The following is a 12,489-nucleotide window of genomic DNA, read 5'->3' on the forward strand; positions in this document are numbered from 1 at the left end:
TCTTCTCAATTGACAATAATTATCATTAAGCCTAATTTGGCCCCCGATGTGTAGGACGGATCCGCTGGCCCGACCGTCCTGCTAACTAATTGCAGCAAGGTGAATTCCATGACGGAACAAGTATCCACAAGCAGGTGCGACTCACCGCTACTTCAGGCATTCGTCGATAACCGAACCATCCTGGTCAAGATCGCAGCGCGCATCACCGGGTGCCGGTCCCGCGCGGAAGATGTGGTCCAAGACGCGTTTTTCAGGCTGCAATCGGCGCCGCAGATCACCTCCTCCATCAAGGCCCAGCTCAGCTATTTGTTCCAGATCGTGCGCAACCTGGCGATCGACCACTACCGCAAGCAAGCGCTGGAACAGAAATACTCGGGCCCTGAAGAGGAAGGCTTGAACGTGGTGATCCAGGGAGCTTCGCCGGAAACGTCGCATATCAACTTTTCCACGCTCGAGCACATCGCCGACGCGTTGACCGAGCTGCCCAGCCGTACTCGCTACGCCTTCGAGATGTACCGCCTGCACGGCGTGCCGCAGAAGGACATCGCCAAGGAGTTGGGCGTCTCGCCAACCCTGGTGAACTTCATGATCCGCGACGCCCTGGTGCATTGCCGCAAGGTGTCGGGGGTACGCGGGGATACGTTTGCGCGGCGGTGATCAGCCGATTTGCCGATGCCCAATGTGAGAGCGGGCTTGCTCGCGAAGGCAGAGTGTCAGCTGACTTCTGTGCCAGCTGATACACAGCCTTCGCGAGCAAGCCCGCTCCCACAGGGACCTGCCCATTTCACATCAACGAACACCGATCAAAAAACCGCTCCCGCCCCAGGATCATCAACGCCGCCCGCTTATGCGGGAAATCGAATTCCTTCTCACAATGGAAGCATTGGTTGTGCAAATGCCCGATCATCCGGGCGTTGTCGGCCCGAGGCTCGGCCACCACGCGCTGGGTGCGTGGATCGTCGAGAAACAGGTAGTGCACCAGCGCGGATAGCCAGCTCGCGACTTTATGCGGGCCCCGATGTTGTTCCTCGCCCACCAGCATGTGGATACCGCGGTCATAATCGTGGGCGTCATAGAACGGCGCGATTCGATCTTCCTTGGCCCAATAGGCTTCGAAATAGGCGAATGGCTGGTCGTCGAAACAGCCGATCAACGTCAAGACCCGAGGGTCGTGCTGCAGCTTGCCCAGATACTCGCGATGCTGCTCCAGGCTGCCCTCCTCTTGCCAGAAGCTGGCGACCCGAGGGCTGTTCTGCCAGCGATTGAAGCGTGTCAGGTCCTGCTCGATTTCGAGGGTTCGCAGGGACACCCAAGCCCCCAGCCGCGCATCGAAACGTCGATACACCTCGCCTCGTGGCTTGATCGGTCGACGAGGATGGCGCTTGCCATCGGTGATGATCATTTGCTGCGGATAACTGCCATTGAATGCTTCCCCCAGCCAAGGTTGCGGCAATTGCCAGAACAAGACGCGCTCACAGACGTATTCGTTCACCTCTGGCGTGCCCGCCAGCAAGCCACTGAGCAAGGCTTCGCCGGGGCGTTCGTCAAGGTGCCAGACCAATTGCTGGCAATCGGGATCCCTGGCAAACAACCAATAGCAGGCGGCCCACAGCGCCGGCCCTACAGGCCGGTCGTTGGCTTCTTGAAGATGCACATGAAGTTGAGGGCCGCGCTCCAGGCGCAGGCGGATCAAGGGCGCGCCTTCAAGCATCAGGCTCAGATGACGCTCGGTTTCATCAGCGCCGAGGTGGCGGCCACCCGGCAAGGGCAGCGTTGTTGAAGGCTTGGAGATGGACATTGGAGCGGCTCACGTATTCGTCGATGGTCAACGTGTGACGTGAGCCGGAATGGGAAATTTAGTCTGGTTCAATGAGCGTGTGGTGGCACCAGCTCGATCCGGTAGGGCTGGAAGATCTCCAACATTTGCCCATTGTCCCGCAGTTTCTGCAGCAACTGTTGGAACACATCGGCGCTGATGGGCGCCTGGGGTCGGATCAGCGCATAATGGTGATAGATCTGATCGATGCGCTCGGAAACCAGCAACTGGGGGCCTACCTCAGGATTGCGCAACAGGTAGTCGCTGAGGTACGAGCGGGTCACCAAGGCAATATCCGCGCGCCCGCGCACCACCATCTGCAAATTGCTGTCGTGGGAATAGGTCAGCGTGGCGTTGTACTGCCCGATAAGGAACTTGGGGTCGGGGTTGAACTCGGCAAAGGCGTAGTGATAACCGCTGAACAACGCCAGGCGCTTGCCCCTCAGGTCAGCGAAATATGATTGCTGGCGATCTGGCTGGCGCTGGGTCACAAAGATCTCGGCGTCTTCCAGCCCCATGTCGACTGCGGTATGTGGCACATCCTGCCAGCCCCAGTCCGGGTTCTCGAAAATCGCCATGTCGACGCGTCCCTGCTTGAAATCATTGAAACGGCGCGGAATCGAAGTGGGCACCAGGACGAACTGGTAATCGGCCTGCGATCGATTCAGGGCCTCCACCAGTTGCGGCAGCAGGCCGGTGTCGGCGCCGTTTTCGGGCCGAACGGTATAGGGTGGAAAATGTGCCGCGCCAATCCGCACCAGCTGCGCCGCCTCAAGGGAGGACGTCAGGAAAAGAGCCAGAGCGGCCAGCAAAACACGCGAGGTCATCCCCATCGGCAATAACGTCAAGATACCCCACTCCCCAAAAGACCCATCAATACAGTGACGCTAGGCGGTTTCAGCCGCTTAGCCAGCCATGCGGCCAATTTTAAGCGGTCGCTTGCTTATTGTTTTTCTGCCAACACAAGGATCAGGGCCTGCTCGGCCAGTTCATCGAGACTCAGGCTGCCTTCGGTGCGAAACCAGGTGGTGGTCCAGGACAACGCACCGGTCAGGAAGCGCCGGGTAATGGACGCGTCCCCGCGAATATACCCGGCCTCCTTGGCCCGCCCCAAGACTTCAAGCCAGACTTCTTCATAAATATTGCGCAAGGCCAGGATTTGGCGCTGCCCCTCCACGGAAAGGGAACGCCACTCATAGAACAACACCGCCATCGCCTCGCCGGTGCCGCCCATGATCGACTGCAATTCGCAGCGGATCAGCGCCAGCACCTGCTCGCGCACGCCGCGGGCCTCGGCCAGGGCCGCGCGCATCAACGCAGTGTTGTAGCGGATGGTTTCCTCCATCACCGCCCGAAGGATTTCGTCCTTGCTCTTGAAGTGATGAAAAATGCTCCCCGACTGGATGCCCACGGCACTCGCCAGGTCGCGCACAGTGGTGCGCTCGAAGCCTTTGTTACGAAACAGGTGAGCCGCGGTCTGGAGCAGTTTGCCGCGAGCACTGTCCGGGTCGGTCAGCTGACCGTTGTCGACCAGCTCGCGCATCACGCCCTGGGTTTTTTGCTCGTCCACCTGCGTTCTCCCACAGTCGATCAACCCATGCACGGCTATTTCATCAAATCGGCGTGGGCAATTTAAGCTGGCCGGGGCAACCTAGCAAGCGCTCGGGGCCAGGACTAGGCGGATGCGCCGGGTTTGACTACGCTCAAACCCATCAGCACGCCGATACCAGGAACTTTAGCGATGCCTCACTGGCTGGTGATTGATCTGGAGGCCACCACCGATGAAGGTGGCTGGCCGGTAAGCGAAATGGAAATTATCGAAATCGGCGCCAGCCTGGTGAACCGAGACGGCCGGGAGGTGGATCATTTCCAGCGGTTTGTCCGGCCACTGCGGCGGCCGCTGCTCACCCCTTTTTGTCGCCAACTGACTCACATCAGCCAGGCCAACATCGACAGCGCCGCCCCGCTGACCGAGGTCTGGCCTGTGTTCGAGCGTTGGCTGGCGCCCTATCACGCCAATCTTGAGGGCTGGATTAGCTGGGGTGACTACGATCGCAAGCAATTGCTGCAGGAATGGCAGCAACAACAACTGCAAAGCGTGCTTGGCCAGGTTCAGCACATGAATCTCAAGCAACGTTTTGCCAAGGCGCGTCGGCTGGAGCGCCCCTTGGGGCTCAATGCAGCGTTGCAATTGGCCGGGCTGCAGTTCTGTGGGCAACAGCACCGCGCACTGGAGGACGCCCGCAACACGGCGCGATTATTGCCTCTTGTGCTGACAGGCTGAGCGGTTGCCGGGCGCGACAGATGACGACTGTTGTGGCCTTGTGCATACTGGCCGGCCTTTTTCAGCCCTTTCTCGAGGAATCGCCCATGTTTAAAGTCAACGAGTACTTCGACGGCACCGTCAAGTCGATCGCGTTCGGCACTGCCGAAGGCCCAGCGACCATTGGCGTCATGGCACCGGGCGAATATGAATTCGGCACAGCCCAGCGGGAAATCATGCACGTCGTGTCTGGCGCCCTGAGCGTAAAGCTGCCTGACAGCACCCATTGGGAAACCTTCGAGGCCGGCAGCCAGTTCAACGTCCCGGCCAACAGCAAGTTCCAGCTCAAGGTCGCCGTTGACACGGCTTACCTGTGTGAATATCGCGCCTGATATTTTCGTGGCGAAAACGGTTGTCCGGTAAATAGAAATGCCCGTGTCATTGGACACGGGCATTTTTGTTCTTGAGTGTTTTATTCCAGCACTTCGACCGGCATCCCCACTTCAAGCCTGCCGTTGCCGTCATTCACCAGGTTCTGCCCGAACATCGCGCCGTCAGGCGTCGAACGGTACTGCTGCAACGTCGCGAAAGGCTCGCGATTCGGATCGCGCTCACCGGTTTGCGGATCGACGGTGGTCATGATGCATCTTGAGCATGGCTTGACCACCCGGAATTCCACGTCGCCGATACGAATCCGCTTCCAGCCGTCTTCGGCAAATGCCTCGCTGCCCTCGATCACCAGGTTGGGACGGAAGCGCAGCATTTCCAGGGGGCGGCCGACCTTGCCAGACAGATCCTGCAAAGAGGCCTGTCCAATCAACAACAAAGGAAAACCATCGGCGAAAGCGACCTTGTCGTCGTCCCGGCCATAGCCGGCTGCCGTGGTACGGGCCAATTCCACCGGGACATGGACCAGCCGGGTGCGCTGGCCGATGAATTCGCTGACCCAGGCCGCCGCCTCGTCCCCGGCATCCGGCACCCGCAAGGTGTCGCGCCAGATGATCACGCCGCGTCGTTGTTCTTCGATGACTGGCGGCAACGCCGCTTCGAAGGTGCCGTAGCCCGGCGCACTGAGCGTCAGGCCGCCCGCCTCGTTCCACAAGGCCGACAGCTGGCTCATTTTCGCCACGGCCCGCTGGGTCAGGAATCGCCCGCTGCCTTCATCGACGAGCATCCAGCGGCGGTCACCGTCCAACCCCAGCTTGTCCAGGCCAATCCCTTGCAGCGATTGGCCCTTGCCGGATTTCAACGGATAACGATACAGCGCGCTCAGCCGCAACATGGTCAGCTCCCCAGGCGAAAAAAAGCCACCTTATACGAGCCGGCCACCGAAGCAAACCGGGATCGGTATCAGTCGAGCATCAGCCGCTGGCGCACCACGTCTACCAGCTTGTCCGGCTGGAATTTGGAAAGGAAATTGTCACAGCCGACCTTCTTGACCATCGACTCGTTGAAACTGCCGGAGAGCGAGGTATGCAGCACCACATAGAGTCCACGCAAGCGCGGATCGTTGCGAATCTCGGTGGTCAGGCGATAACCGTCCATTTCCGGCATTTCGGCATCGGTGAAGATCATCAGCAACTTGTCGGTCATCACCTCGCCGAAGTCCGCCCAGGCCTTGAGCATGTTCAGCGCCTTCAGGCCGTCGCTGGCGATGTGCATCTTCACGCCCAACTGGCCCAGGGTGTCACGCAATTGCGAGAGCGCGACGTTGGAGTCGTCCACCAGCAGGACCTCACGGCCACGGGCGCGCTCCAACACCGGGTCTTCGAGCTTGTCGCGGGAAACCTTGGCGTTGTAAGGGACGATTTCGGCCAGGACTTTTTCCACGTCGATGATTTCCACCAACTGGTCGTCCACCTTGCTGATGGCGGTCAGGTAATGCTCGCGGCCGGCGCTGGTCGGGGGTGGCAGGATGGCTTCCCAGTTCATGTTGACGATGCGGTCCACGCCACCCACCAGGAACGCCTGTACGGAGCGGTTGTACTCGGTGACGATGATGGTACTGTTCGGCCCCGGCACCAACGGACGCATGCCGATGGCCTGGGACAGGTCGATGACCGGCAGCGTCTGGCCACGCAGGTTGACCACGCCGCAGACGAATGGATGGCGCTGGGGCATCAAGGTCAGCTTCGGCAGTTGCAACACTTCCTGGACCTTGAATACGTTGATGGCGAACAATTGCCGCCCGGCCAGCCGAAACATGAGAATTTCCAGGCGATTCTCACCCACCAGTTGGGTTCGTTGATCTACTGTGTCGAGAATGCCGGCCATCGATGACTCCTGGGCTTGTTCGGATGAATCCTGTAATGGCGCTATCGGCGTCCTGCGCCAAATCTTGACCCTGAAATGAAATATCAAGGCGAGAGATTGATATCACATTAACATCATGATTTACTGGCCTCCTGCTTTTTTCATCCCCCTGTTCCCCGCCGCGCGACTTCGGTTTGCGGACAAAGTTCCCCTGCCTAAGGGTTTCCCCTAGGCACAATCAGGTCCAACCTGATATTCCCGCTATTCAATAGCCATTAATGTGACGCCATTCTCATTGCTGAACGGAGTCAGGCTTTTGTGCGCGACCACAGGACATCGACCTTCCAGCCTTTGGGCCGATTCCACCCGTGCAATCGTTTGCGTGCCGGACTCTGCCAAGCGGCGGGGATGCACGAGGCGCCGTCGTTCGTTCACGGCCATGGGATCCAGCGTTCGCCACACGCGATTTACTTTCGCCTGACATGATGTTGTGGAGATAAGCATGCCGAACGATCGCAAGAACTGGAGCCAGCGCCTTCCAGAGTTCCTGACCGAAGCCGAGACGCTCTTGGCCAAGTCGGAGGAATGCCTGAGCCACCTGCAACTGATCAACAACGACAAGGACGCCATTGATTGCATGCTCAGCACGTTGCTGAAATTGGCAAACAAGGCCGATGCCCTGGCGTTGGAGGCCGTTTCGGATTTTTCATTGCATATCCATGGCCTGCTCACCCATGCGCAAAATCGCATGGAGTTGCACGACCAGGCGTTGGGCGCATTGAAAGACTGCTTCACACTGATGGCCTGGCAACTCGAACTGGTTGACCACACCACAGGCAAATTGAGCCTGGACAGCAGCGAACAAACCTCCCTGATCGAAGCGTTTGCGTTCCAGGTGGGCCAGAATCCTTGCCAGGCGCTGCAAACTCCACGCCCGCTGGCGCTGGTACCCTACGCTCAGAAACAAGCATGAAACCGCCCGTCATGGCAGCCAGCCAAGTGCCCGGCTCACCGAGCTTTGCTACCACCAAGCCGAGCGCGACCAACGATATTTGAAGTGGTACTATGTCTTCCGTCAGTCACTTCGAACCGCCGCGCCAAAAGCCGCCAACCGAAGCCGTCCTGGACCTGAACCTTTTACCCGACCCGGCCCGTCAGATTCGCTGACTGGCCTGCCCGCAGCGAACATCCATTGGCTCCATCCGTTATGTACGCCAGCTTCAAGTCATTTACCTCCTGGCCACCCTCCCGAGAAAACGCCCGTCGGCTCACACTTTTGCTGTGCATCTGCTCGACCGTCGGCAGCCTGTTGGCCTACTGGTCGGCCATGACGGTGCCGCTGAGCTTGCTGGCACTGAACATGGCGGTCTTGGCCTGCGTCTGGATCCAGTATCGACTGTCGCGCAAGTCGATCAAGTTCCAGCCGCAGGAACTGGCCGATCGACTTCTGGAAGTCCAGGAAAACGAACGCCATCGACTCAGTCGCGAATTGCACGATGACATTGGCCAGTTGCTGACCGCGGCCAAGCTGCAGAGCGAATGGCTCAAGCGCCGCATGCCGCAAGAGCTGCAAGACCAATGCTCTGTCCTCAGCGAAACGCTCGACGAGACCCTGAACAAGGTGCGCGATGTGTCGGCGATTCTCAATCCGAGGCAATTGACCAGCCTGGGCCTGGAAGCCAGCCTGCGTGCGCATTTGCTCAAGACACTGGCCAATACGTCCGTGAACTGGAGCCTCGACTGCCAGCAGCGCATGACCGGCATACCGGAAGAAATGACCGTCGCCGCCTTTCGCATCACCCAGGAAGCTATCACCAACATTCTGCGCCACGCCCAGGCAAAGAATCTCCTCGTGCGCCTGCAACGGCTGCCCGAAGGTTTGACATTAGTGATCAGCGACGACGGCCAGGGATTTGTCCCAGCCGACCATCCAGCCCGCGAAGGACAACGCGGCATGGCCGGCATGTCGGAGCGGGTCGAGCAACTGGGCGGCACGCTCAAAGTAGTCAGCGAGGCCGGCAAAGGCACGCATATCGAAGCTCGTTTTCCCTGGGCGCCCCGCGTCCTGGAGCGGGCCAGCAAGAATAAGGTTCTCCATTGACTTGTAATTTGCTTTTGGTAGATGACCATTCGCTTATCCGTGCAGGTGTGCGCGCCCTGGTCCTGGACCTGCCTGGCTACGCCGTTGTCGGCGAAGCCAATGACGGCTCGCAGTTGCTGGAGCTGGTGGAACGGCTCAATCCCGACATCGTGCTGCTGGATATTTCCATGAAAGACACCAGCGGCCTGCAAGCCTTGCAGCAACTCAAGCGAGTACGTCCCCACAGCAAGGTCCTGATCCTGTCCATGCACACCGACCCCGCACTCATCATGCAGGCGCTGGAATCAGGAGCGCACGGCTACCTGCTCAAGGACACGACCCCCACCGAACTGGGCCACGCGCTGGAAGCCCTGCGCAACGACGAACGCTACCTGAGCCCGGCCATTGCCCACACCGTGATCAACCAGGCCCTGACCCGCGTTCAAAAATATCAGCCCGATCCTGCCCAGACCCACAACCTGACGGCACGCCAGCTGGAAATCCTGCGACTGATCGTTCGCGGCAAGTCCACCCGGGAAATCGCCAACGGCCTGAGCCTGAGCATCAAGACGGTGGAAACCCATCGGGCTCAGATCATGAAGCGCCTGCAGATCCACGACGTGGCCGGGTTGGTCTTGTTTGCCGTGCGCGAGCAGATCATCAGCCTGGACGATTGAGCTTCGTCGAGCCTCCCAGCAGAGGCGAATCGGCGGGCAGATGTACACGTAGCGCTTGGGGGCGAACCGTAAAACGCAGGTCGTCTACTTGCAACGGTTCGCCGTCCAGATTGATGTCGAGGCCTTGGGCCACCTTGATTTCCACCCACGGCAAGCGTGCTCGCACGAACATGTTGTCGATGCCCAGCCCACCGGCCAGCAAATCCTTGAGCGTACTCACCACTTCCTGAGGCGCCGGCAAAATACTGATATCGAGCAAGCCATCGTCCGCCAGCGCCTCCGGACACAGCAAATGCCCTCCTCCGGCCTGCCGGCCATTGCCAATGCCCAGCGCCAACAGATCGCCCCGCCAATGAAAACCGGGCCCCTGCAGCTCGCCATAGGCTGCGCTCAATTCGCTGAAGCGCGATAAGCCGGTGAACAGATAGGCGGCGCCGCCGAGGATTTTTTTCAGGTCCTCGGAGGTGTTCGCCGTCACCTGGCTACCGAAACCACCCGTGGCCATGTTCAGAAAAATCTGCCCGCCAACCTCACCAAGATCGACCGCCCGCGGCGTGATATCCAGCAGGTCCAAGGCGCGATCCGGTTCCAGCGGCACACCGGCGGCCCGGGCAAAATCATTCGCGGTACCCAAAGGCAGCAATACCAGGCTGGCGTCGCCGGATTGCTGGGCAATGGCTTCGGCAATATCGCGCAAGGTCCCGTCCCCGCCGCCAGCGATCAATCGGTTATAACCCGCGTCCAGGGCCTCATCCACACACCGCCGGGCATCGCCCGCTTCCCACGTCAACCGCACTGCCAAGTCCCAGCCTTGTTTGCGCTTGAGCATCACTGCCGCGCGAACCTCTTCGTTGAGCGCTTGCTTGCCGTGCAGGATCAATAGCGCCTTGCCTTTGCTCATCGTTGTCTCCGTCATTGGAAGGTTCAGGAAATGGGACCGCTCATTCGCTGGAAATAGCCCCGGACATGGGCAATATCCGCAACAAACCTGATCAATTTCTCGATTCCAAGAATTTTCTTACAAGACTTGGCGAATCAGCTCAATTGACCCTCTAACCGTATTGAGACACCTTGACGGGGTGTTGTGCTGAACCTCTAAACAACCATCAGACAAGGATGTGTAACCCATGGATGGATATGTCACGGCCCCCTGGGGCCCGCTCACGCGCTCAAGAAATCATGGCGACAGGGAGGAAATGCTCCATGCATAGCCATGAATACAAGCTGTCACCCCGCCACCTCGCGTCCTTCGGGAACGAACCGGCCGATCTCAAAAGCGAATGCAAACGTTGCAGTAATCCCGTTGGAGGAATTGATTTGGAACCGCGCGTCGTTGAATTGGAAGCCCACCTCAAATACATCCGAAGGGACATGGATGAAATCCGTATCGACGTCAAGGCCGTACGACACCGCCTTGCCTATCTGGCGGGTGCGGCGGCAGTCGTGGTCGGGCTGCTGGGGTGGGTCGCGAACAATCGTTTCGATCAGTTGGTGATGCTGCTGTCGCGATAAAGGCAACAGCGCGTAGAGACCCGATATAGAATCGGGCCGCAGCACGTTGGCGATTGCCGGACTAGTCCAGGACTTCGCTCAAGGGGATGAAACTGACGATATCGCCTTCAGCCAGCGTCCTTCCTTCGAGGACCTCTACCAGCCCTTCGGCCCAGGCGGCACTACGCAGGACACCGGAGCTCTGGTTGCGATAAATGATGGCTCGACCATTTTCGATGCGTCCTCTCAAGAACTCGCGCCGATTGCCTGCCTTCGTCCAGACGAAACCGGCGGGCACCTGGAACTTGAGAGGCGACACCGCCTGAACCCCTTGGCGACGCAACAGATAAGGCCGCGCCAACAGGGCGAAGGTCACCAGGGTCGAGGCAGGGTTTCCAGGCAGGCCAATCACCGGCACGCCGCGAAAATGCCCGAACGTCAGCGGTTTTCCCGGCTTGATGGCGAGCTTCCAGAGCGTCAACTCTCCTTCTTCACGCAACGCAATGCCCAGGAAATCCGCCTCCCCCACCGATACACCGCCCGTGGAAAGAATCAGGTCGACGTCCGATAGTTGAGCCAGGCAGGTGCGAGTCGTGGCCAGGTCATCAGGCAGGATACCCGCATCGACCACATCACAACCCAGGCGTTGCAACCAACCACAGAGCAATACGCGATTACTGTTATAAATCTGCCCCGGCCCCAGGGGCTGGCCGGGCTCTACCAGCTCATCACCGGTGGACAGCACAGCAACTCGCACCCTGCGTATCACGTCCAGCGATGCACGCCCCAAGGATGCCGCAAGCCCCAACTCAATCGGCCCCAGGCGAGTGCCGGCGCCGAGAACCTGCTCTCCAACGGTTGTTTCCTGTCCTTGGGGACGGATGTTCTGCCCGCTGGCCATGGGCTGGGTAAACCGCACCCGCTGGTCGTCTTCGACGATGACGTTTTCCTGCATCTCGACGCAATCGGCGCCCATCGGGATCGGCGCCCCCGTAAAGATCCGCGCACAGGTGCCAGCGGCAAGGGGGTCCGGAGATTGCCCGGCAAAAATCCGCTGGCTGATCACCAGCGGTGTTTCACCATCCCAGTCAGCCAGGCGCAAGGCGTAACCGTCCATGGCGCTGTTGGGCCATGGCGGGAGGTCGAGCGTCGAGACCAGATCCTCCGCCAGCACTCTTCCCTGGGCCTCGGTCAACGACACTCGCTCGTGCTGGACGATGGGCGTGGCGGCCGCCATCTCGAGCAAGCGCTCCAAGGCGACCTCGACGGCCATCAAGGCACCCGTCTTGCCCGGTTTACCCACGGGATTCACAAGGTGCCGCCTGTTTCAAATGGGCCACGAAATTGCACGGCCTATGCCGCGCGTCGAGCTGCTCGGCCAGGATTCCGTCCCATCCCGTGCGCACCGCATTGGTCGAGCCGGGCAGGCAACACACCAGCGTCCCGTTGGCCAGGCCGGCCAGTGCCCGCGACTGGACCGTGGAGGTACCGATGTCCGCGACGGAAATCTGCCGGAACAGCTCGCCGAAACCATCGACCTGCTTGTCCAACAGACACGCAACGGCTTCCGGCGTGCTGTCGCGCCCGGTAAAGCCGGTACCGCCAGTGATCAACACCACTTGCACGACATCGTCGGCGATCCAGGCGGCAACTTGCGCCCTGATCTTGTACAAATCATCTTTGAGCAACACCCGTGCCGCGAGGTTGTGCCCTGCCTCCCTGAGGCGATCGACAAAGACCTGGCCCGAGGTGTCGGTTTCCAGGGTACGGGTATCACTGACAGTCAGCACCGCGACATTGAGCGGCACGAAAGGTACATCAGCCTTGGCTTTCATAGGCTCGTCCAGTTGTAGGGGAAACAGCCTGGTGTTATATCACAGCGTCCCATTTTTTCGCCCGTGCGGAGACA

Annotated in this window: 15 protein-coding genes; 7 read left to right on the forward strand and 8 right to left on the reverse strand. The window is 59.7% G+C overall.

Annotated features, from left to right (window positions below):
• Positions 1–108: 108 nt before the first annotated feature.
• Positions 109–657 carry an RNA polymerase factor sigma-70 gene (locus KSS97_RS20180; protein WP_030141922.1) on the forward strand — a complete coding sequence of 183 codons (549 nt, stop codon included), beginning with the start codon at positions 109–111 and terminating at the stop codon, positions 655–657.
• Between the two features lie 127 nt (positions 658–784).
• Here the strand turns inward: KSS97_RS20180 and KSS97_RS20185 are convergent, their stop codons facing one another.
• The 3 genes from KSS97_RS20185 to KSS97_RS20195 all read right to left on the reverse strand — a co-directional run bounded on the left by KSS97_RS20185 (position 785) and on the right by KSS97_RS20195 (position 3,386).
• Positions 785–1,798, reverse strand: a complete 1,014-nt coding sequence (locus KSS97_RS20185) for a GNAT family N-acetyltransferase (protein WP_030141921.1) — start codon at positions 1,796–1,798, stop codon at positions 785–787.
• Between the two features lie 68 nt (positions 1,799–1,866).
• Positions 1,867–2,643, reverse strand: coding sequence for a substrate-binding periplasmic protein (locus KSS97_RS20190; RefSeq protein ID WP_217860005.1), 777 nt, complete (start codon positions 2,641–2,643; stop codon positions 1,867–1,869).
• A 116-nt stretch (positions 2,644–2,759) separates the two neighbouring features.
• On the reverse strand, positions 2,760–3,386 hold the full coding sequence (locus KSS97_RS20195) for a TetR/AcrR family transcriptional regulator (protein ID WP_217860006.1): 627 nt from the start codon (positions 3,384–3,386) through the stop codon (positions 2,760–2,762).
• 171 nt (positions 3,387–3,557) lie between these two features.
• Here KSS97_RS20195 and KSS97_RS20200 point away from each other — a divergent pair, with 171 nt between their 5' ends.
• Both KSS97_RS20200 and ppnP read left to right on the forward strand, forming a co-directional pair.
• A complete protein-coding gene (locus KSS97_RS20200) occupies positions 3,558–4,100 on the forward strand; it encodes a 3'-5' exonuclease (protein ID WP_030141918.1) in 543 nt (180 codons plus the stop codon).
• 86 nt (positions 4,101–4,186) lie between these two features.
• Positions 4,187–4,471: a pyrimidine/purine nucleoside phosphorylase gene (gene ppnP, locus KSS97_RS20205; protein WP_030141917.1), complete on the forward strand. Its 285-nt coding sequence runs from the start codon at positions 4,187–4,189 to the stop codon at positions 4,469–4,471.
• Between the two features lie 80 nt (positions 4,472–4,551).
• Here ppnP and KSS97_RS20210 read toward each other — a convergent pair whose 3' ends face one another.
• Both KSS97_RS20210 and KSS97_RS20215 read right to left on the reverse strand, forming a co-directional pair.
• Positions 4,552–5,361, reverse strand: a complete 810-nt coding sequence (locus KSS97_RS20210) for an MOSC domain-containing protein (protein WP_217860007.1) — start codon at positions 5,359–5,361, stop codon at positions 4,552–4,554.
• A gap of 68 nt (positions 5,362–5,429) precedes the next feature.
• The gene (locus KSS97_RS20215; protein WP_030141915.1) at positions 5,430–6,353 is read right to left on the reverse strand and encodes a chemotaxis protein CheV; all 924 of its coding nucleotides are present in this window, start codon (positions 6,351–6,353) and stop codon (positions 5,430–5,432) included.
• A 481-nt stretch (positions 6,354–6,834) separates the two neighbouring features.
• Here KSS97_RS20215 and KSS97_RS20220 point away from each other — a divergent pair, with 481 nt between their 5' ends.
• From KSS97_RS20220 to KSS97_RS20230, 3 genes are all read left to right on the forward strand, one after another.
• Positions 6,835–7,305, forward strand: coding sequence for a hypothetical protein (locus KSS97_RS20220; RefSeq protein WP_217860008.1), 471 nt, complete (start codon positions 6,835–6,837; stop codon positions 7,303–7,305).
• 234 nt (positions 7,306–7,539) lie between these two features.
• Positions 7,540–8,433 (forward strand): sensor histidine kinase, encoded by an 894-nt coding sequence (locus tag KSS97_RS20225; protein ID WP_217862074.1) that lies wholly within the window; start codon positions 7,540–7,542, stop codon positions 8,431–8,433.
• Positions 8,430–9,089 carry a response regulator gene (locus KSS97_RS20230; RefSeq protein WP_030141912.1) on the forward strand — a complete coding sequence of 220 codons (660 nt, stop codon included), beginning with the start codon at positions 8,430–8,432 and terminating at the stop codon, positions 9,087–9,089. The genes KSS97_RS20225 and KSS97_RS20230 overlap by 4 nt, the downstream gene beginning before the upstream one ends.
• On the opposite strand, the gene yegS is transcribed toward KSS97_RS20230, so the two are convergent.
• The gene (yegS, locus tag KSS97_RS20235; protein WP_030141911.1) at positions 9,073–9,990 is read right to left on the reverse strand and encodes a lipid kinase YegS; all 918 of its coding nucleotides are present in this window, start codon (positions 9,988–9,990) and stop codon (positions 9,073–9,075) included. The two genes, KSS97_RS20230 and yegS, sit on opposite strands and share 17 nt — an antisense overlap.
• Before the next feature lie 302 nt (positions 9,991–10,292).
• On the opposite strand from yegS, the gene KSS97_RS28425 reads away from it, so the two are divergent.
• A complete protein-coding gene (locus KSS97_RS28425; protein WP_225936066.1) occupies positions 10,293–10,601 on the forward strand; it encodes a hypothetical protein in 309 nt (102 codons plus the stop codon).
• Between the two features lie 61 nt (positions 10,602–10,662).
• Here the strand turns inward: KSS97_RS28425 and KSS97_RS20245 are convergent, their stop codons facing one another.
• Positions 10,663–11,853 carry a molybdopterin molybdotransferase MoeA gene (locus KSS97_RS20245; RefSeq protein ID WP_217862076.1) on the reverse strand — a complete coding sequence of 397 codons (1,191 nt, stop codon included), beginning with the start codon at positions 11,851–11,853 and terminating at the stop codon, positions 10,663–10,665.
• Positions 11,854–11,875: 22 nt separating this feature from the next.
• Complete coding sequence (moaB, locus tag KSS97_RS20250) at positions 11,876–12,415, reverse strand: molybdenum cofactor biosynthesis protein B (protein WP_198797268.1); 540 nt, start codon at positions 12,413–12,415, stop codon at positions 11,876–11,878.
• Between the last annotated feature and the right edge of the window lie 74 nt (positions 12,416–12,489).

Origin of the sequence: Pseudomonas alvandae (assembly GCF_019141525.1) — a bacterium.
Classification (GTDB): Bacteria; Pseudomonadota; Gammaproteobacteria; order Pseudomonadales; family Pseudomonadaceae; genus Aquipseudomonas; species Aquipseudomonas alvandae.